Raw genomic sequence first — 18,583 nt, 5'->3', positions numbered from 1 at the left:
TCTATCCTCGCCAGGTGGTCTCCTCCGGCTGGTGCTTCCTCGCGTCGATGATCGTCGCGTACGGCATCGCCAACCTGCTCCAGTCGGTCGCGGCGGCGCGCACCACCGTGCACCACTCGTTCGATCCGGGGCTGCTGCTGCGGCTCGCCGGCCACCGCACGTACCTGGTCGGCCTGGGCTGCCAGGTCGGCGGTTTCGTGCTGGCCTTCCTGGCCCGGCGGGACCTGCCGCTCTTCCTCGTGCAGGCCAGCGTGGCCGCCGGCCTCGGCGTGACCGCGCTGCTCGGGGTGCTGGTGCTCAAGTGGCGGCTGCCCGCCGCCGAGATCGCCCTGCTGGTGCTCCTCTTCGCGGGGATCGCCGGCCTGGTGCTGTCGGCCCGACCGGCGCCCTCCCGGCAGCTCGGCACCGCCGGTCTGGTCGCCCTGGCGGCCACGCTCGGCGTGATCGCCGTGCTGGGCTTCTTCGCGGTCCGCCTGCACGGCGCGCCCGGCTCGGTGGCGCTCGGCTCGCTGGCCGGGCTGGCGTTCTCGGCGGCGGCCGTGGCGGCCCGGCCGCTGGCGTCCGCGCACTCGGTCGAGGCGTTCGTCGGCGACCCGCTGCTCTACCTGCTTGTCGCCCACTCGATCGTCGGCCAACTGCTGCTCGGTCTGGCGATGCAGCGCGGATCGACCACGGCGGCCGTGGCGGCGATGGACGCCGCCGGGGCGGTGCCGGCGGCGATCGTGGGTCTGCTGCTGCTCAACGACAAGATCTGGCCGGGGCGGGAGTGGCTGGCCGCCATCGGCTTCCTGGTCACCCTCGCCGCGGTGATCGGCCTGACCCGGTACGCGGAGCCGCAGCACCACCACGCCGTCGCCGGCGAGCGGGAACGGGCGCGGGCGATGGTCGGTGCCGGCCCGCCCGGGTTGAGCGCGGCCGTGCCGACCGAGCGGCGCGCGGCGGCCCGGCCGTCGGACTGACGCCCGGCCCGGCCGTCAGGCGGCCTCCACCGGCCGCCGGCGGCGGACGACCCGCTCGTAGAGCCGTTCCAGCGCGCCGGCGGTGCGGTCCCACGTGTAGCTGCAGCGCACCCGGTCCACGGCCGCGTGCCCGTACGCGAACCGCCCGGCGTTGTCCGCGATGAGGCGGCGCAGCGTCACCCCGAGGGTGCGCACGTCGCCCGGGGGCACGAGCCGCCCGGTGACCTCGTCGACCACCGCGTCGGCGATCCCGCCAAGCGCGTAGCCGACGACCGGCACGCCGCAGGCCATCGCCTCCAGTGACACCCGCCCGGCGGTCGAGTAGTGCGGGGTGCAGGCCACCACGTCGGCCGAGCGGTACCAGGTGGCCATCTGCTCGTGCGGCACCGCACCCACCAGGGTCACCTGGTCGGCCACCCCGTTGCGTTCGGCCAGCTCGCGCAGGTGGCGGGCCTCGGCGTGCCGGGCGAGCTGCTCGGCGGGCGGGCCGCCGGCGATCACCAGCTCCGCGTCGCCGCCGACCAGCCGCATCGCGCGGATCAGGTCCTCCTGGCCGTGGCCGGCGGCGAGCGCCGCCACGGAGAGGATCCGCGGTCGCGCCTCGCGCGGCGCCGCCTCCCCGTCGGGATGGAACTGCCCGGTGTCCACGCCCGGCGGCACCAGAGCCACCGACGTGCGCTGCAGGCCCATCCGGGTCAGCTCGTCGACCTCGTCGTTGGACTGGGCCACCGCGATGTCCACCGCGCGGATGAGGGCCCGCTCCAGCGGGATCCGCTCGTCCGGCGCGTCGTAGCGGGCGCCCAGGTGACGCAGCTGCTCCACCCCGAGGGAGTGGAAGGTCTGGACGACCGCGATGTCGGTTTCCCGGACCGCGTGCGCCGCGGCGAGCCCGCCGACCCAGTAGTGCCCGTGCACCACCTCCGGCGCCCACTCCCCCGCCCACCGGTCGGCCAGCCAGCGACCGTACTCGGCGACGAACGGGACCAGCTCGGCGGTGGGGATGCTGGCGGCGGGACCGATCGGGGCGCGCTCGACCAGGTAACCGTCGATCGTCTCCGTCGCCGTCAGGTCCGGGGCGTCGCGGCGCTCGTACAGCCGCACCTCGTGGCCCCGCCCGGCCAGTTCGGCGGCCACCCGGGCGATGTGCTGATGGGTGCCGACGGCCGGGCCACCGGCGCGCCGGGACGGGTCGGCGTGCGCGCAGACGAGGCCGACGCGCATGGTCACCTCCAGGCGGTTCTCTCAGCGGTGGTCCTCCCGGTCAGAGGGTCCCATTAACCCGGGGTCCGGGAGCCGAAACCTGGCAGATCGGAAGGAGCCTGACGGGTGCCGCGGACAGTTGCCCTCAGGCAAGAAACGGGTGGGCCGCGGATCGGAGCCGGAAATTGTCCGCATGACCCCTCCGGGCCGGGGTACCGGCGGAGAATGCCTCTCACCCGCAACCTCGCCGACGCCGTCGTGGTGGTCACCGGTGCCTCCAGCGGGATCGGCACCGCGACCGCGTACGCGCTCGCCAGTCGGGGCGCCGCCGTCGTCCTCGCCGCCCGCAGCGACCCCGCCCTGCGGCAGGTCGCCCAGCGCTGCCGCGAGCTGGGCGGGCGGGCCCTGGTCGTACCGACCGACGTGACCGATCCGGCGGCGGTGCAACGGCTCGCCGCGCGCGCCGCCGAGGAGTTCGGCCACCTCGACGGCTGGGTCAACAACGCCGCCGTCGCCGCCGTCGGGCTGTTCGACGAGATCCCGGTCGAGGAGTTCCGCCGGGTGCTGGAGGTCAACCTCCTCGGCACCGCGTACGGCATCCGGGCGGCCCTGCCCCACCTCGCCGCGGCCGGTGGCGGCGTGATCGTCAACAACGCCTCGGTCCTGGCCGAGGTGGCCATGCCGTACCAGTCGGCGTACAACGCCACGAAGCACGGGATCCGCGGACTGGCCGACACGATCCGCCAGGAGTTGCGCGTGACCGGCCGGGGCGACATCTCCGTCTGCACGGTGCTGCCCGCCACGATCGACACGCCGTACTACCGGCACGCCGCCAACCACAGCGGACGGGAGCTGACCCCGCCGCCCCCGGTCTACCCGCCGGAGGTGGTGGCGCACACCATCGTCCGCATGCTGCGGCGGCCGCGCCGCGAGGCGTACGCCGGTGGCGCCGCCCGTCTCATCGGCCTTCAGTGGCGGGTCGCCCCGGCACTGGCCGAACGGGTCCTCGGCTGGTACGCCCACCGCACCCAGTTCGGCCCGGCCGCCCGCCTCGACAGCAGCGGGAACGTCTTCACGCCGGACGCCGCCGCGGAACACGAGGGCGGCTGGCACGGGCGGCGGCGCCACCTGGTCCGGATGGGCACCGCCCTCGGCCTGGCCGCCGCCGGTACGGCGGTCGGGACGGTCGCGGCGATGACCCGGCGGGGACGGGCGGGTTTCTGATGGATCGGGCCGACCGGCCGGGTGCGGGGGCGTCGCGCGGCGGGCAGAGGCGGGCCGTCCTGCCGACCGACGTGCGCTGCCTCGTGGAGACGGACGAGTCGTCCGGGGTGGTCCGGTTGAGCGGGGTGCTCGACCCGCCGGGCACCGGCCGGGTGCGGGACGCGCTGCTCGGCCGCCTGGTCGACCGGCCCGGCCCGCTGGTGGCCGACCTGACCGGCCTGCGGGTGACCGACCCGGCGCTGTGGGAGGTCTTCGGCGAGGTGCGCCGGGCCGTTCACGACTGGCCCGCCGCCGACCTGCTGCTCTGCGACCCCACCGGCGCGGTCTCCGGCGCTCCCGCCTGGCCCACCCTGGACGGCGCGCTGGCCGCCCTCGCCGCCACGCCGCTGGCCGCAGTGCTCACCGTCGACCTCCCCCCGGTCGTGGGCAGCGCCCGCCAGGCCCGGCAACTGGTCTGCGACGGCTGCGCCCGGTGGGGCGTCGCCGAGCTGACCGAGCCGGGCTGCATCGCGGTCACCGAGCTGGTCAACAACGCGGTCGCCCACGCCCGGACCCCGATGACGGTCCGGTTGGCGCCCCGCGACAGCACCCTGCACCTGGCGGTCCGCGACCATTCGTCGCGGCTGCCGGCCTTCACCGGGCTGGCGCCGCTGCACACCGCCGGCGGCCGGGGCCTGCTCCTGATCGACACCGTCGCCCGACGGTGGGGTGCCACTCCGGTACCGGACGGGAAGGTCGTCTGGTGCGTTCTGCACCCCGACGACCAGACCTGACCGCCCCCGCCGACGGTTACGGGGCACGTGGCAGGGGTAGAGCAGCGGTATGCGCGACGACGAGTACCCGACCCCCGTGTCCGATCCCGAGGCGGAGGGCCTGCCCGACACCGCGGACGACGACTCGACCGCCAACGACGACGTCCTGACCGGGCGGGAGGCGGACGGCCCGGAGCCGGCGCAGCTGCCCGGGGACCGCACGCCGGTGGCGGTCGACCGGTTCGGGACCACCGCCGACGAGCAGCTCGACGGGGAGTCGCTGGACTACAAGCTCGACCGGGAGCAGTACGAGCGTCCGGCGGACGACCCGCTGGCCGGCCCGGTCGACCCGGACATCGCGGCCGAGGCGGACAGCGAGGAGCAGGCCGCGCAGGCCCAGCTCGACGCCGACGTGATCGATCCGGGACCGACCTCCGACCCGAACTCCCCGGTCTCGCTCTACGACCACGGGCAGCTCGGCAGCGTGACCGACGCCCAGGTGGGCCGGCTGGTCGAGCCGGACGAGGGCGCGCACACCGACCAGGAGACCGACTCGGTCGCGTACGACGCCGGCTCGGCCGGCGGTGGCGCGTCGGCCGAGGAGCTGGCGATCCACGAGACGCGCCCGCCCCACTCGGTCTGACCCGGTCGACTCAGTCGTCGAGGCCCTGCTCGATCGCGTACCGGGTCAGCTCGACCCGGTTGTGCAGCTGGAGCTTGCCCAGCGTGTTCTGCACGTGGTTCTGCACGGTCCGGTGCGAGATCGCCAGGCGCTCGGCGATCTGCTTGTACGACATCCCCTTCGCCACCAGACGCAGCACCTCGGTCTCCCGCTCGGTGAGCCGGGGTGCTCCGTCCCGCTCGGGGGCGGCCGGCCCGGCCGCCAGGCGCCGGTACTCGCCGAGCACAAGGCCCGCCAGCCCGGGCGTGAAGACCGGCTCCCCCGCCGCCGTCCGTCGCACCGCGTCCAGGAACTCCGCCGGGGCGGCGGACTTCACCAGGTAGCCGGTGGCGCCCGCCTTGACCGCGTCCAGCACGTCCTGCTGCTCACCGCTGGCCGACAGCATCAGCACCCGGACCTCGGGCAGCGCCGCGCGCAGCCCCCGGATGACCTCCACCCCGGAGACGTCCGGCAGCTGCAGGTCGAGGACGACCACGTCGGGCCGCGCGGCGGCCGCGATCCGGACGGCCTGCCGCCCCTCGCCGGCGGCGGCCACCACCTCGTGGCCCGCCTCGGTCAGGTCGCGGGCCACCCCTTCCCGCCACATCGGGTGGTCGTCGACCACCATCACCCGCGCCACGTCTCCTCCTTCGCTGATCCGCCGGCCCGAGCCAGCGCCGCGCCGCCCTGAGCCAGCGCCGCGCCGGCCGGTGGCTCGACGGCGGCCCGGCTCACCGCCGCTGCCGGGGCACGGTCAGCTCCACCTCGGTCCCGGCACCCGGGGCGGAGGTGATGGTGACCGTCCCGCCGAGATCGGCGATCCGGCCCCGGATGGAGCGGGCCACCCCCAGCCGGCCCTGGGCCGCCGCCTCGGCCAGGCGGCCGTCGGCGAAGCCCGGGCCCTCGTCGCGAACGGACACGGTCACCATGGCCTCCTCGTCCTCGATCAGCACCCAGGCCCGGCCGCCGGCGTGCCGCGCCACGTTGTCCAGCGCGGCGGCCGTCGCGGCGGCCAGTTCCCGGGCGACCGGGCCGGGCAACGGCACCGGGTCGGCCGGGGCCGACAGCGAGACCGTCGGCGAGGCGTACCGCCCGAGCAGCGCGCGCAGATCCGCCGGCCCGTCGGCCGGGGCGGGTGCCGCGCCGGCGATGAGCGCGCGCAACGCCGCCTCCTGCTCACCGGCGAGCCGGGCCAGTTCGCCGGCCTCGCCGTCCAGGTGCGCGCCGCGCCGCTGTACCAGCGCGAGGACCTGCAGCACCGAGTCGTGGATGTGGCGGGCGAGCCGTTCCCGCTCCCGGGTGGCCGCCTCCAGCTCGACGGCCCGCTGGAGCCGTTCCTCCGCGGTCACCGCGAGGCGGGCCACGTGCCCGACCACCACACCGGCGAGGAGCAGCAGAATCACGCCGGTGAGCGAGGACTCGCCGATCCGCTCCCGGGTCGCGAGGTCCGCGGCGCCGAGCGCCAGCGCGGCCACCGTGCCCCGCCGCCGACCGCCGGAGACCGCCCAGGCCAGGACCGGGCCCGCCAGCCACGCCACCGCGAGGGTGGGCACGCCCGCGGCGAGCGCCTCCCGCCCGACCGCCCACGGGGTGGCGAGCACGACGCCGATGACGACGCCCAGGTCGGCCAGGAGCAGCGGCCAGCCGCGTCGCGCCGGGTGCGCGTACCCGATCGCCGCCGCGGCCGTCCAGGCCGCCATCGCCAGGACCAGGCCGGCGGCGGCGAGCGGGTGCGCGTACCGGTCCGCGTGGCGCACGGCGACCACGCAGACGTACGCGAGGGAGGCCACCCGGAACACGGCGATGGCCCGCCACAGCGGGACCTCGAAACCACCGGGTGACGTGGGCACGTCGACACGATGCCACAGCGGCGGCGACCCGCCGGTCCGGCGGGTGCGGGTCAGAGAACCCTGACGTACGGTGGAAATGCCGCGTAAACCACTGCGAGTCGTCGCCGGAAGGGGCCATGACGAATGCGGAACCGCACGCACCGCGTACGGTTGTGCCCATCGAACCTTCCCTGCTGATCACCGAAGCCTTCGACCAGGCTCAGGTGACCGAGCTACGGCACTCGGTCACCTCCTGCGCGCGTGCCGCCGGGCTCCGGGGGCAGCGGCTGGACGACTTCGTGCTGGCGGTCAACGAGCTGATCACCAACGCGGTCCGGCACGGGGGCGGCCGGGGCTCCCTGCGGATGTGGCGGCAGCGGGGCGGGCTGGTCTGTGAGGTCTCCGATCACGGGCACGGGATCAGCGCCCAACGGCTCACCGACCGCAGCCGCCCGGCGCCGGACACGGCCGGCGGCTGGGGCCTGTGGCTGGCCCGCGAACTCAGCGACGCCATGGACGTCGAGACCAGCACCGCCGGCACCGTCGTCCGCATCACGACAGCCCTGACCCCTCACCCCACCCCCACCCACGACTAAGCGCTGGGGATGGGACCGGGGGTCAGCTGAAGAGGGCGCTGACCGACTCGCCGTTGTGGATGCGCCGCACGGCTTCGGCGAGGGCGGGCGCCACCGAGAGGACCTTGAGCTTCTCGACACGCTTCTCCGGCGGGATCGGCACGGTGTCCGTACAGACGATCTCCAGCACCTCCTCCTGACCGCTCAGCCGCTGCAACGCGTCGCCGGAGAAGAGGCCGTGCGTGCAGGCCAGTCGGATCGAGCGCACGTCCTGCTCGCGCAGGTGCCCCATCAGCTCGACCACCGTGCTGCCCTTGACGATCTCGTCGTCCAGCACGATCACGTCGCGGCCCCGCACCTCGCCGATGACCGCGCTGATCCGCACCCGGTCGTCACCCAGGCGCTGCTTGGTCCCGGCCGCCACCGGGGTACCGAGTCGCCGGGCGAACGCCGCCGCCTCCTTGACGTAGCCCAGGTCCGGCGAGACCACCACGCTGTTGCCCAGATCCTGACCCCGGAAGTGGTCGGCCAGCTCGCGCAGCGCGTGCAGGTGGTCGACCGGAACGCTGAAGAAACCGTGAACCTGCGGCGCGTGCAGGGTCATCGTCAGCACCCGGTCCGCGCCGGCCGACGTGAGCAGGTCCGCGACCAGGCGGCCGCCGATCGAGATCCGCGGCGCGTCCTTCTTGTCCGACCGGGCGTACGCGTAGTGCGGCAGCACCACCGTGATCCGGCCGGCCGACGCGCCCCGGGCCGCGTCGATCATGAGCAGGAGTTCGACCAGGGTCTCCTGCACCGGCGGCACCAGCGGCTGGATCAGGAAGACGTCCCGCTCCCGGCAGTTGGCCTGTAGCTGCACCTCGAGGCAGTCGTTGGCGAACCGGGAGACGCGGACCGGGTACAGCGGCACGCCGAGGTGGGTGCAGATCTCGGCGGCGAGTTCGGGATGGGCGGTTCCACTGAAGACGGCGATGTCACGCACGTCTGGACATCGTACGGATCAGCGGACGCCCGGTCGGCGCACTACGTCAAGCCCAGCGGTTGCCGGTGAGCTTCTCGTACACGCCGACGTAGCGGGCGCGGGTGGCCTCGACCACTTCGGCCGGCACCTCCGGCGCCGGCCCCTGCCGGTCCCATCCGCTCGCGGTGGCCCAGTCCCGGACGTACTGCTTGTCGTAGGAGAACTGGGCACGCCCCGGCTGGTACGACTCGGCCGGCCAGAACCGGGACGAGTCGGACGTCAGCAGCTCGTCCCCGACCATAAGGGTGCCGTCGGCCGCCCAGCCCAGCTCGATCTTGGTGTCGGCGATCAGGATGCCCCGGTCGGCGGCCAGCTCGGCGCCCCGCCGGTAGAGGTCCAGGGTGATCCGGCGCAGCCGCTCGGCGGTCTCCAGCCCCACCTTGTCCACCACCTCGGCGAAGGTCATCGGCTGGTCGTGCTCCCCCACCGGCGCCTTGGTGGACGGCGTGAAGATCGGCTCGGGCAGGATCGACGCCTCGACCAGACCGCGGGGCAACTCCACGCCGGAGACGGTGCCGGTGTGCTGGTACTCGACGAGGCCACCGCCGGCCAGGAAACCCCGGGCGACGCACTCCACCGGGACCATCTCCAACCGCCGGCAGCGGATCGCCCGGCCGGCGAACTCGGCCGGCACGTCGGTCCCCGAGATCACGTGGTTCGGCACCAGATCGGCGAGCTGCTCGAACCACCACAGCGAGAGCGCGGTGAGCAGCTTGCCCTTGTCCGGGATCGGCGTCGGCAGCACCACGTCATAGATCGAGATGCGGTCGGAGGCGACCAGGATCAGGTCGTCGCCGTCGGCGTAGACGTCCCGGACCTTGCCCGAGTGCAGAAGTTCCACGCGCCCTAGTACACCACGCGGCCCGCGTACGGCCCGCGCCGGTGGTCCACCGCGGAGGCCGGCCGGAGCCGCCGGCCGCGGCACGCCCGGCGGAGGCCGGATCAGCGCGGTGGCCCGCCGCGGCGGTTGCGGTTCATCATGCGCACGATGAAGAAGACGATCAGGGCAACGACGACCAGGCAGCAGAGCAGCCCGAGGAAGCCGAAGCCGCCACCGCGGCGCCGCCGGACGGCCTCGACCGCCATCTCGCCCGGGCCGCTGGACGCCCACGCCGCCACGGGGACGAACACCGACAGCACGACCGCACCGAGGACCGCGCTCAGCCGGCCCCACCACCTACCGAAGACAGACATGGCCCCATCCTCGCCGAGAAGCGCAACCCCGGCACGGCGGTCGGCGGATGACCCGCCGGGCACGGACACGACGAAGGCCCCGGAGGAATCCTCCGGGGCCTTCGGACGAGTAGCGGGGACAGGATTTGAACCTGCGACCTCTGGGTTATGAGCCCAGCGAGCTACCGAGCTGCTCCACCCCGCGTCGGCTTCACCACTGTACCCCATCGCATCGGGCCATGATCCTCGCCCCCTGGACACCGCCGGAGAAACACCGGACACCGACGGCGCGGGACGCCGAAGGGCCCCGAGGAATCCTCCTCGGGGCCCTTCCGACGTGGTAGCGGGGACAGGATTTGAACCTGCGACCTCTGGGTTATGAGCCCAGCGAGCTACCGAGCTGCTCCACCCCGCGTCGGTCCGTCAACCGTATCGCACCACCCCGGTGCGGTGCAAAACGACCGGTGGACCGCCGGGCGGTTCCGGTGCCGCGCCGGAACCGCCCGGGTCCGGTTCAGCCCAGCCACGCCTCGAGCGCGACCACCGCACGCCGGCTGTCGGCGTCGACCTGGGAACGCTCGGCCGACGTGCCCTCCCAGCCCTGCTCCCAGAGAATCGTCACCACGTCGTCGACGCGGATCGCCCGGATCAGCCGCACCTCTTCCCCTTCGACCGGGTTCCCCTCCAGGTCCCGGGCGTCGGTACGGATCTCGAAGAGCACCGACTCGTCGCCGTAGCCGCTGTCGTCGAGCAGCCGCAGCCGCGACGTCGCCGGGTTGCCGCCGCCCGTGCCCTCCTGCTCCGGGCAGGCACGGACCGCCTGGCGCAGCTCACGCAGCGCGTCGTCGGCACGCCCGGCCTCGTAGATCGTGATGGTGTGCACGTAGCTGCCGTCGGGCACGTAGTCCGCGGGCGACTCCGGCTTCTTGTAGGCCACGTGCCGGGACCGGCGCTGCACGATCTCGTCGTCGGTGGTGAACCGGGCTCCGCACAGCGACGGCAGCACCTCGGCGTCGACGAAGTTCGCGGCGCCCTTGTCGTTGGCCGGGGCGAGCCGGAAGAACGCCCGGTCCGGGATCGACGTGGGCCCCGGCTGCGCCGAAGGCCCGGTTGTCGAGGTCGACGGTGTGCCGCTGGGTGTCGCCGACGGCGGCGCCGACGGGGTCGGGACGGGAGCCGTCGGTGTCCCGCCCGGCGGCGCCACGGGTGCCGGATCGTCGGCGAGCACCAGCCGGGTGCCGGTCGCCACCCCGGCGACCAGGACCGCCGCGGTGAGCGCGGTGCCGACCGCCCGGAGCCGGGCCCGCCGGTCGGCGCCCCTGCGGAGCACCTCCGGCTCGGGAAGGGTACGGGGATCCGCCCGGTCGGCGAGCGACCGGTAGAAGTCGGACAGGTCACGCGACATCGTTCGCCTCCAGTCGCTCGTCGCTGATGTCGGGCAGCAGGGCCGCCAGCCGGGCGCGCCCCCGTGACAGCCAGGACTTGACGGTCCCGGTCGCCGCGTTCATCTCGCGGGCGATGTCCTCGACGGTCATGTCGTACAGGTAGTGCAGGGCGAGCGCCTGCCGTTGGTTGGCCGGGAGCTGCCGGAGCGCGCCGACCAGCAGCACACTGTCCTCGCTGGGCGGGGCGACCGGGTCCGGCGCGCCACTGCGCCGCACCGCCGCCCGCCAGCCGGTGAGCCGCCGCCACCGGTCGGTGCTCAGCCGGGCCACCACCAGGCGCAGCCACGCCTCGGGGGCGGGGTGCGCGACGAGCGTGCCCCACTGCCGCCAGGCCCGGGCGTACGCCTCCTGCACGAGGTCCTGCGCCTCGGCGTGGTCGCCCGCGACCGCGTGGCCGTAGCGGAGCATCCGGTGCGCGGTGCTCCGGTAGAACTCGTCGAAACTCGCCGCGTCTCTCATGTCCCCATCACGTGTCTCCCGGGCCGGTCACCGTCACTGCTGTGTGAACGGGGCGGCGCCCCGCCGGGTTGCACCTCGGCCGTCCCGAACACGACAGCGCCCCCGGATCCGCTCATCGGATCCGAGGGCGCCTGCCGTTCTTACTGGTCAGCCGCCGGGTGTCGGCGCCGGGCTGCCGCTGGGCGTCGGCGTGCCGCCGGCGGCCGGCGTCGGGGCGGCCGCCCCCTGGGCCGCCTGGAAGGCCGTGATCGCCTCGTCGAGCGCCTTCAGCGCCCGGCCGTACCGCTCGAAGTCACCGGAGGCCTGCGCGGCCCGGACCTCGGCGATCGCGGCCTGGACCCGGTTCGCCGCCTCGGCCAGCTCGCCGGTGAGGGCGGGCGGGGTGGCGCCGGGCGACGGGGTCGGCGGCGGCGACGGCGGGTTCTCCCCGGACGGCGGCGGCGGGGTCGGCGCGCCGGCCTGTTTGCCCTGCTCGACGAGCTGCTTGATGCCGTCGGTGAGGTTGTCGGCCAGCACGACGTACGAGCCGCCGTCGCCGTACGACAGGAGCACCTTCTGCAGCAGCGGATACGCGTCCTGCTGGTTGCTCTTCACGTAGACCGGCTCGACGTAGAGCATGCCGTTGCCGAACGGCAGGGAGAGCAGGTTGCCGTACTGCACCTGCGCCTGGTTCGACGAGAGCAGGTTGAGCTGCTGCCGGATCTGGGCGTTGTTGGTCATCTGCTGGTGCACCTGCACCGGGCCGGAGACCCGGGTCTGGTCCGGCAGCTCCAGCACCGCCAGCCGGGGTTGCCCGTCCTCGTACGAGCCGGAGATCAGCGCGGCGAGGTTCTGCCGGCCGTTCGGGGTGACCGCGGCGGTGAGCTGGAAGCGCGGCGCCTCCTGGCCGGGCAGCTTGGTGAAGAGGTAGTACGGCGGCTGCTTCTGCCCGCTGTCCGGAGCGTCCGGCACGTTCGGCACCTGCCAGAAGTCCTGGCCGGAGTAGAAGTCACCGGGGTCGGTGACGTGGAACCGGGTGAGCAGGTTGCGCTGCACCTTGAACAGGTCGGCGGGGTAGCGGAAGTGGGCGTTCAGCTCGGCCGGGATCTCCGACTTCGGCTTGACGAGTTCACCGCCGAAGGCCTTGTTCCACGCCTTGAGCACCGGGTCGCCGTCGTCGAACTCGTACAGGGTGACCGTCCCGTCGTACGCGTCGACGGTCGCCTTCACCGAGTTGCGGATGTAGTTGACGTTCTCCCGGGCCAGCTGGAAGGTGCCCCGGTTGGTCAGCTCGTCGGTGGTCTCGGTCTGCAGGTTGATCCGCTCGGCGTACGGGTAGGTCGCGGCGGTGGTGTAGCCGTCGATGATCCACTGCACGCGGCCGCCGACCACCGCCGGGTACGGGTCGCCGTCCACGGTGAGGAACGGGGCGACCTTCTCCACCCGCTCGCGCGGGTTGCGGACGTAGAGCAGCTTCGAGTTCTCGTTGACCGCCTCGGAGAGCAGGAAATTCGTCTCCTGCTCCTTGATGGCGTACAGCAGGCGGCGGGTGAACGAGCCGATCTCGACGCCACCGGAGCCGGTGTACGTGTAGTACGACTCGCGGCCGTCGTCGCCCTCGCCCACCGGCCGGTCGAACTCGGCCGGGTTGGCGTCCGGGTTCGCCTTGCCGACGATGGCGTAGTCGCCGGCCTCCATCCGCTCGCCGTAGTAGATGCGCGGCTGGGTGGCCGGGATCTGCTCGGTCTGCGAGGAGCACGCCTCCTGGGCCTTCTCGCCGAGGAAGCCGGAGACGAAGTACGGCTGGCCGCCGCAGACGACCTGGTTGGCGGGGGCGGCGACCACCCCGTAGCCGTGGGTGTAGACGGTGTGCCGGTTGATCCAGTTGCTCTGCTGAGCGGTCAGCTCGCCGTAGTTGATCTCCCGGACGCCGACCACGTAGTCCTGCGTGCTGCCGTCGACCGTGTACCTGTCGATGTCCAGCTTCGGCCCGAAGTCGTAGAAGCCGCGGACCTGCTGGAGCTGCGTGTAGGTCTCACTGACCAGCTGCGGATCGAGCAGGCGCGCGTTCGGCACCACCGCGGTGTCGGTGGCCAGGGTCGCCGGTGGGGTCAGGTTGCTGGCCGCGTACGGCTCGGTCGCCACGGCGGTCAGCCCGAACGCGGCGCGCGTCGCGTCGATGCTGCGCTGGATGAACGGCGCCTCCTTGTCCCGGGCGCTCGGCTTCACCTCGAAGGTCTGCACCGCCCACGGGTAGATGCCGCCGATGGCCACCGCGGAGACACCGAGCAGGGCCAGCGAGATGCCCGGCCAGACCAGGTTGCGCATCCAGGCGTTGGAGAAGACGAGGATCGCGATCGCCACGACCACCGAGATGTAGGCGAGGATCTCCTTCGCCGGCAGCAGCGCGTTCACGTCCGCGTAGCCGGCGCCGTACACGTTGGCACCGTCGTTGTACTCCAGCAGCATCGCCCGCCGGTCCAGCACGTACGCGATGGCCTTGAGCAGCACGAAGGCGGCGACCAGGGCACTCAGGTGGGCCCGCGCCGCGTTGCTCATCCGGTCGCCGACGCCCTGCAGCCGGACGCCGCCGAAGATGTAGTGCACGGCCAGCGACCCGATGAGGGCCAGCACCACCGCGGTGAACCCGACCCCGAGCAGGTAACGCCAGAACGGCAGGTCGAAGACGTAGAAGCCGACGTCGACACCGAACTCCGGGTCCTTCACGCCGAAGTCCCCGCCGTTGCGGAAGAGCAGCCACTGGTTCCACCGGCTCTGCGCGGACAGGCCCGCGAAGAGGCCGACCACGGCGGCGACCAGGGCGATCCAGATGCCGAGCCGGGGGCTGAGCAACATCCGGTAACGCTCAAGCGTCGCCTGCTCCGGCGACTGCGGCCGCAGCCGGGGCCGCATCCGGTGCGCCAGCCACAGGTTGCCGCCGACGACGACCGCCATGCCGAGCCCGACCGCGAGGAAGAGCAGCAGCCGGGTGACGAGCACCCCGGTGAAGACCTGTTTGTAGTCGACCTCGCCGAACCACAGCCAGTCGGTCCACGCCTGCACACCCCAGCCGAGCAGGGTGAAGAGCACGAACACCCCGACCAGGACACCGATCGTGACGCGTCCGCGTCGGCTCATCCTCGGCAGGGGGGCACTGCTACGCATGACCACTGTTGGCTCCGCACGCTCGATGTGATCGGCTCCGACCAGGCCACTAGAGTACGGGGTCTTCCTGAACGTGTCGGTCCACGGTCACGGCGCGTGCGCCGCGGCGGTCAGCAGCGGGCCGGTTCGCCCCCCGCGCGCAGCGTCTCGAGGGCGGTCAGCGCCTCGTCCAGCGTGGCCACCCTGAGCAGCGGGAGCCCTGGTTGCGGGTTGCGGACGGCCTCGGCGCAGTTGTCGGCCGGCACCAGGAACGCGGTCGCGCCCGCGTCCTTCGCGCCGACCAGTTTCTGCGCGATGCCACCGATCGGACCGATCCGGCCCTCATCGTCGATGGCGCCGGTGCCCGCGATGATCCGCCCGCCGGTCAGGTCCTCCGGGGTCAGCTTGTCCACGATCCCGAGGGCGAACATGAGACCGGCGCTCGGGCCGCCGATGTCCTCCAGGGAGATCGTCAGGGTGAACGGGTGCGGCTGCTGCTGGTCGATCTCGACGCCGATCCGGGGCCGGCCGTCCTGCTCCCGACTGGTGATCTTCGCGGTGGCCGCGGCGCCGTCGCGGGTGTAGCCGATCTCCAGGGCGGTGCCGGCCGGCTTGGCACGGATCAGCTCGGTGAGCCGGCTGGCCGCCGTCACCGGCTGCCCGTCGACCGAGGTCACCACGTCGCCGGGCTTGAGGACGCCGGCCGACGGGCCGTCGCCGGCCACCGTCTTGACCACCACCTGCACCGGGTACCCGAGCTCGCGCAGCGCCGCCGTCTCCGCGCTGGTCTGGGAGACCTTGAAGTCCTCGGCGTTGCGCTCCTCGACCTCCTCGCGGGACTCCCCGGGCGGGTACACCAGCTCGCGGGGCACCACCGCCTCGTCGTCGGAGAACCAGCCCTGGATTGCGGAGCGCAGCTTGACCGAGGGCTGCACACCGACGGTGGTCAGCCGCAGCTGCCCCGCCGACGTGGAGGTCTCCCGCCCGGTGACCTGGATGACCTCCTTGCCGTCCTCCGTGCCCAGCGTGTTGACCGTCGGGCCGGGGCCGAGCACCACGTACGGGATGGGCGCCGCCAGCACGCCGATGCTGAGCAGGGTGGTGAGCAGAGCACCGAGCAGGACGGTCACGCCGCGACGTCTCATGCGGCAGAGCGTACCGATCGGGTGGTCGCCGTCCGCGGGACCAGCCGGGACTTCGCCCTGAGCGCAACGCCAGCGGACGCGACCTGGGGCGCGGCGCGCGTACCGTAGAGCTCGTGCCTGATATTCCGTTCGGATTCGCGCTCCCGGGTGGGCAACCACCAGACCCCAACGACCCCGCGCAGATGCAGCAGTTCATGGCGCAGCTGCAGCACCTGCTCTCGGCGCCCGGCAGCGGCCCGGTGAACTGGGACCTGGCGCGCCAGGTGGCGGCGAGCCAGCTCGCCGCCGCCGGCGACCCGGCGGTCTCGCCGTACGAGCGCAACGCGGTGGAGGAGGCGCTGCGCCTCGCCGACCTGTGGCTGGAGCCGGCCTCGGCCCTGCCGTCGGGCATCCACACCTCGGTGGCGTGGAACCGGAACGAGTGGATCTACAAGACCCTCGACGTCTGGCGCAAGCTGTGCGATCCGGTGGCCAGCCGGATGGTCGGCGCGATGGGTGACCTGGTGCCGCCGGAGGCACGTGCCCAGCTCGGCCCGATGCAGTCGATGGTCGCCACGCTCGGCGGCGCGCTCTTCGGCGGCCAGCTGGGGCAGGCCCTCGGCTCGCTCGCCGCCGAGGTGCTCTCCGCCGGCGACATCGGGCTGCCGCTCGGCCCGGCCGGCACGGCCGCGCTCATCCCGGCCAACATCCGGGAGTACGGTGCCGGCCTGGAGCTGCCCGAAGACGAGGTCCGCCTCTACGTGGCCCTGCGCGAGGCCGCCCACCAGCGGCTCTTCCAGCACGTGCCGTGGCTGCGCGGGCACGTGCTCAGCGCGGTGGAGATGTACGCGGCGGGCATCCGGGTCAACCGCGAGGCGATCGAGGAGGCGATGGGCCGGGTCGACCCGACCGACCCGGAGTCGATGCAGGCGATCGCGTTGGAAGGCATCTTCACCCCGGAGGACAGCCCGGCGCAGAAGGCGTCGCTGGCCCGCCTCGAGACCGCGCTCGCGCTGGTCGAGGGCTGGGTCTGCCATGTCGTCGACAGCGCCGCCGGCAACCGGCTGCCAAACGTCGTCCGGCTCGGTGAGGCGTTCCGGCGGCGGCGGGCCGCGGGCGGCCCGGCCGAGCAGACCTTCGCCGCCCTGGTCGGCCTGGAGCTGCGTCCGCGCCGGCTGCGGGAGGCGGCGGCGCTGTGGGCGGCGCTCACCGAGCACCGGGGCATCGCCGGCCGGGACGCCCTGTGGGGCCACCCCGACCTGCTGCCCTCCGACGACGACTTCGCCGACCCGGTGGCCTTCGCCCGGTCCCAGCTCGACCTCGGTGAGCTGGAGAGCTTCGACTTCAACGCGCCGGGCGGTCCGCAGGAGAACCCTCCGCCCGGCCCGGACGAGGGCCCGGAGAGCCGCTGACCCGACGCCTCCCGGGGGCGGCGGTCGCGTCAGCGGAGACGGCCGCTCCCGGAGAGCAGGGCGCGGGTGGCGTCCCAGCCCTCGAGGGCCGGGTTCAGCCGGGCCAGGTCGGCCGCGCCGCGCAGGCGGTGCCAGGCCGGTGTGACCGCGAGGTCGCCGGGCCGGGGCGCCGCCGCGCGCAGGGCCGCGGGCACCGCGCTGTCCAGGTCCAGTTCCGGCAGCCACTGCGGTACGGGTAGCCGGGCCGCCACGCCGAGCAGGCCGGGCCCGCCGCCCTCGACCGGGGCGACCGCCAGCGGCCGGCTGGTGAGCGGCCGGAGCAGCTTGCCGATGATCAGCCCCGGTACGTCCGGCGCGTCACCGGCGACCACCGCCACCTGGCCGTAGGCGCCGGAGGGCACCTCGCGGTCGGCTCCCGCCGGCAGGCCCCGCTCGCCCCACGCCGGCTGCTCGGGCACCGGCTCGCCCGCACCGGACCCACGACTCTCCGCCCCGGCGCCGTCGCCCCCGCTCAGGACCAGGGCCGAGGGGTCGCGGGTGGCCGGGTCCCCGATCGCTTCCGGGGCGGGCCGGACGTCCGGCCCGCAGGCGGCGAGGACGGCGTTCACGGTCGGCTCCGGCACCTCGTACACCCTGGTCCCGGGCCAGACCACGGCGTCGGCGAGCCAGCGGTCGGCTGGCGTCACCGCGACCGCCGTCTCGACCTCGTTCAGCGTGGCGAGCAGGTCGACCACGTCCTCGGCGAGCGCGGTGCGCCACTCGGTCGGGTCGATGCCGGGCGGCGTCCAGGCGACCGGACCGAGTAACGCCACCACCACACGTCGTGCCACGGCCCGACCCTACGCCCCGAGCCGCCCGCGGCTCTGGTCGGCTCCGCGCCGTCCCGGGCGTCGACCGACGTCATGCTGGGGCACCGGGCCGGGAGACCGAGGTGCCGTCGGTCTGGCGGCCACGGCGGCTGGGGGGTGTGGGCCGGGACGGGCGGGTCAGGAGGTGGAGACGGCCGCCACGCCCTCCAGGTAGCCGCGGGCCCGCTCGGTCTTCGGATACCGGCCGACCAGTTCCCAGAACCGGGCGTTGTGGCTCGGCACGATGAGGTGGGCCAGCTCGTGCAGCAGGACGTAGTCGATGACCCAGTCCGGCATGTCCTGCACGCGGTGCGAGATGCGGATCGTCCGGTCGGCGGGGGTGCAGGAACCCCAGCGGCCGTTCTGGTTGGTCACCCAGCGCACGCTGGCCGGAACGGCGGCCAGCCCGTAATCGGCGAGGTAGAGCGTGATCAACCGGGTGGCCCGGGCCAGCAGCTCGTCGTCGGACCGGGCCAGCCGGCCCTCGCGGGCGGCGAGCCGGGCGAGCATGCGGTCGACCCACTCGCTCTCCTCGGCGCGGGAGAACTGGTCCGGGATCAGGACGACGACGCGCTCACCATCGCGGTACGCGGACACCGTGCGCCGCCGGCGCTGGCTGCGCCGTACCTCGACGACCGGCTTGCGCGGCGCTGCCATCAGCGGGCCGCGCAGCCTCGGATTCCTGTCACGAGGGAAAGCTAATGCGTACTGACCAGGGATCCGCAAGAGCCAACCCCACGACACGCGCCCGGAAAATGGGGATTGGTTGCCAGGAGTC

General features: G+C 73.8%; 18 protein-coding genes and 2 tRNA genes. 6 read left to right on the top strand and 14 right to left on the bottom strand.

Annotated features, from left to right (window positions below; all coding sequences use genetic code 11):
- The first annotated feature begins 14 nt into the window (after window positions 1-14).
- The gene (locus ABTW87_RS16115; protein WP_350651589.1) at window positions 15-959 is read left to right on the top strand and encodes a DMT family transporter; all 945 of its coding nucleotides are present in this window, start codon (window positions 15-17) and stop codon (window positions 957-959) included.
- 15 nt (window positions 960-974) lie between these two features.
- Here the strand turns inward: ABTW87_RS16115 and ABTW87_RS16110 are convergent, their stop codons facing one another.
- Entirely contained in the window at window positions 975-2,180 is a 1,206-nt protein-coding gene (locus ABTW87_RS16110) for a glycosyltransferase (protein ID WP_350651588.1), read from the bottom strand.
- A gap of 204 nt (window positions 2,181-2,384) precedes the next feature.
- Between ABTW87_RS16110 and ABTW87_RS16105 the strand changes: the two genes are divergently transcribed.
- From ABTW87_RS16105 to ABTW87_RS16095, 3 genes are read left to right on the top strand one after another with little or no spacing between them, the layout of a single operon-like run.
- Window positions 2,385-3,383 carry an SDR family oxidoreductase gene (locus ABTW87_RS16105; RefSeq protein WP_350651587.1) on the top strand — a complete coding sequence of 333 codons (999 nt, stop codon included), beginning with the start codon at window positions 2,385-2,387 and terminating at the stop codon, window positions 3,381-3,383.
- Window positions 3,383-4,156, top strand: coding sequence for an ATP-binding protein (locus ABTW87_RS16100; RefSeq protein WP_350651586.1), 774 nt, complete (start codon window positions 3,383-3,385; stop codon window positions 4,154-4,156). The genes ABTW87_RS16105 and ABTW87_RS16100 overlap by 1 nt, the downstream gene beginning before the upstream one ends.
- Window positions 4,157-4,205: 49 nt before the next feature.
- Window positions 4,206-4,778: a DUF5709 domain-containing protein gene (locus ABTW87_RS16095; RefSeq protein ID WP_350651585.1), complete on the top strand. Its 573-nt coding sequence runs from the start codon at window positions 4,206-4,208 to the stop codon at window positions 4,776-4,778.
- A 10-nt stretch (window positions 4,779-4,788) separates the two neighbouring features.
- Here the strand turns inward: ABTW87_RS16095 and ABTW87_RS16090 are convergent, their stop codons facing one another.
- Together ABTW87_RS16090 and macS are read right to left on the bottom strand one after the other, a co-directional pair.
- Window positions 4,789-5,424 (bottom strand): response regulator, encoded by a 636-nt coding sequence (locus ABTW87_RS16090; RefSeq protein WP_350651675.1) that lies wholly within the window; start codon window positions 5,422-5,424, stop codon window positions 4,789-4,791.
- A 103-nt stretch (window positions 5,425-5,527) separates the two neighbouring features.
- Entirely contained in the window at window positions 5,528-6,646 is a 1,119-nt protein-coding gene (gene macS, locus ABTW87_RS16085) for a MacS family sensor histidine kinase (protein WP_350651584.1), read from the bottom strand.
- Window positions 6,647-6,762: 116 nt separating this feature from the next.
- Here macS and ABTW87_RS16080 point away from each other — a divergent pair, with 116 nt between their 5' ends.
- Window positions 6,763-7,221, top strand: coding sequence for an ATP-binding protein (locus ABTW87_RS16080; RefSeq protein ID WP_350651583.1), 459 nt, complete (start codon window positions 6,763-6,765; stop codon window positions 7,219-7,221).
- Between the two features lie 22 nt (window positions 7,222-7,243).
- Here the strand turns inward: ABTW87_RS16080 and ABTW87_RS16075 are convergent, their stop codons facing one another.
- From ABTW87_RS16075 to ABTW87_RS16035, 9 genes are all read right to left on the bottom strand, one after another.
- Window positions 7,244-8,182: a ribose-phosphate diphosphokinase gene (locus ABTW87_RS16075; protein WP_350651582.1), complete on the bottom strand. Its 939-nt coding sequence runs from the start codon at window positions 8,180-8,182 to the stop codon at window positions 7,244-7,246.
- A gap of 46 nt (window positions 8,183-8,228) precedes the next feature.
- Complete coding sequence (locus ABTW87_RS16070) at window positions 8,229-9,062, bottom strand: phosphoribosylaminoimidazolesuccinocarboxamide synthase (RefSeq protein WP_350651581.1); 834 nt, start codon at window positions 9,060-9,062, stop codon at window positions 8,229-8,231.
- A gap of 101 nt (window positions 9,063-9,163) precedes the next feature.
- The gene (locus ABTW87_RS16065) at window positions 9,164-9,415 is read right to left on the bottom strand and encodes a hypothetical protein (RefSeq protein WP_350651580.1); all 252 of its coding nucleotides are present in this window, start codon (window positions 9,413-9,415) and stop codon (window positions 9,164-9,166) included.
- 110 nt (window positions 9,416-9,525) lie between these two features.
- Window positions 9,526-9,599: transfer RNA gene (locus ABTW87_RS16060), tRNA-Met, on the bottom strand.
- 133 nt (window positions 9,600-9,732) lie between these two features.
- Window positions 9,733-9,809: transfer RNA gene (locus ABTW87_RS16055), tRNA-Met, on the bottom strand.
- Between the two features lie 99 nt (window positions 9,810-9,908).
- Window positions 9,909-10,799: a hypothetical protein gene (locus tag ABTW87_RS16050; protein WP_350651579.1), complete on the bottom strand. Its 891-nt coding sequence runs from the start codon at window positions 10,797-10,799 to the stop codon at window positions 9,909-9,911.
- A complete protein-coding gene (locus ABTW87_RS16045) occupies window positions 10,789-11,298 on the bottom strand; it encodes a SigE family RNA polymerase sigma factor (RefSeq protein WP_350651578.1) in 510 nt (169 codons plus the stop codon). Before ABTW87_RS16045 ends, ABTW87_RS16050 begins: the two co-directional genes overlap by 11 nt.
- Before the next feature lie 147 nt (window positions 11,299-11,445).
- Window positions 11,446-14,442, bottom strand: coding sequence for a UPF0182 family membrane protein (locus tag ABTW87_RS16040; RefSeq protein WP_350651577.1), 2,997 nt, complete (start codon window positions 14,440-14,442; stop codon window positions 11,446-11,448).
- A 110-nt stretch (window positions 14,443-14,552) separates the two neighbouring features.
- Window positions 14,553-15,566: a YlbL family protein gene (locus ABTW87_RS16035; protein ID WP_350651576.1), complete on the bottom strand. Its 1,014-nt coding sequence runs from the start codon at window positions 15,564-15,566 to the stop codon at window positions 14,553-14,555.
- Between the two features lie 182 nt (window positions 15,567-15,748).
- On the opposite strand from ABTW87_RS16035, the gene ABTW87_RS16030 reads away from it, so the two are divergent.
- A complete protein-coding gene (locus tag ABTW87_RS16030; RefSeq protein ID WP_350651674.1) occupies window positions 15,749-16,957 on the top strand; it encodes a zinc-dependent metalloprotease in 1,209 nt (402 codons plus the stop codon).
- Window positions 16,958-16,986: 29 nt separating this feature from the next.
- On the opposite strand, the gene ABTW87_RS16025 is transcribed toward ABTW87_RS16030, so the two are convergent.
- Together ABTW87_RS16025 and ABTW87_RS16020 are read right to left on the bottom strand one after the other, a co-directional pair.
- Window positions 16,987-17,787, bottom strand: coding sequence for a hypothetical protein (locus tag ABTW87_RS16025; RefSeq protein ID WP_350651575.1), 801 nt, complete (start codon window positions 17,785-17,787; stop codon window positions 16,987-16,989).
- Between the two features lie 156 nt (window positions 17,788-17,943).
- Window positions 17,944-18,462, bottom strand: a complete 519-nt coding sequence (locus ABTW87_RS16020; RefSeq protein WP_350651574.1) for a M48 metallopeptidase family protein — start codon at window positions 18,460-18,462, stop codon at window positions 17,944-17,946.
- Window positions 18,463-18,583: the final 121 nt, after the last annotated feature.

The sequence above is a fragment of the Micromonospora sp. NPDC126480 genome (assembly GCF_040302465.1).
Taxonomy (GTDB): Bacteria; Actinomycetota; Actinomycetes; order Mycobacteriales; family Micromonosporaceae; genus Micromonospora.
This window is presented reverse-complemented; position numbering and strand designations above follow the sequence as displayed.

Coding starts and splice junctions, on each gene's coding strand:
- ABTW87_RS16105 (WP_350651587.1), top strand. CDS start 2,385: ATGCCTCTCACCCGCAACCTCGCCGACGCCGTCGTGGTGGTCACCGGT.
- ABTW87_RS16090 (WP_350651675.1), bottom strand. CDS start 5,424: ATGGTGGTCGACGACCACCCGATGTGGCGGGAAGGGGTGGCCCGCGAC.
- ABTW87_RS16020 (WP_350651574.1), bottom strand. CDS start 18,462: ATGGCAGCGCCGCGCAAGCCGGTCGTCGAGGTACGGCGCAGCCAGCGC.
- ABTW87_RS16050 (WP_350651579.1), bottom strand. CDS start 10,799: ATGTCGCGTGACCTGTCCGACTTCTACCGGTCGCTCGCCGACCGGGCG.
- ABTW87_RS16035 (WP_350651576.1), bottom strand. CDS start 15,566: ATGAGACGTCGCGGCGTGACCGTCCTGCTCGGTGCTCTGCTCACCACC.
- ABTW87_RS16065 (WP_350651580.1), bottom strand. CDS start 9,415: ATGTCTGTCTTCGGTAGGTGGTGGGGCCGGCTGAGCGCGGTCCTCGGT.
- ABTW87_RS16045 (WP_350651578.1), bottom strand. CDS start 11,298: ATGAGAGACGCGGCGAGTTTCGACGAGTTCTACCGGAGCACCGCGCAC.
- ABTW87_RS16095 (WP_350651585.1), top strand. CDS start 4,206: ATGCGCGACGACGAGTACCCGACCCCCGTGTCCGATCCCGAGGCGGAG.
- ABTW87_RS16110 (WP_350651588.1), bottom strand. CDS start 2,180: ATGCGCGTCGGCCTCGTCTGCGCGCACGCCGACCCGTCCCGGCGCGCC.
- ABTW87_RS16100 (WP_350651586.1), top strand. CDS start 3,383: ATGGATCGGGCCGACCGGCCGGGTGCGGGGGCGTCGCGCGGCGGGCAG.
- ABTW87_RS16030 (WP_350651674.1), top strand. CDS start 15,749: ATGCAGCAGTTCATGGCGCAGCTGCAGCACCTGCTCTCGGCGCCCGGC.
- ABTW87_RS16040 (WP_350651577.1), bottom strand. CDS start 14,442: ATGCGTAGCAGTGCCCCCCTGCCGAGGATGAGCCGACGCGGACGCGTC.
- ABTW87_RS16080 (WP_350651583.1), top strand. CDS start 6,763: ATGACGAATGCGGAACCGCACGCACCGCGTACGGTTGTGCCCATCGAA.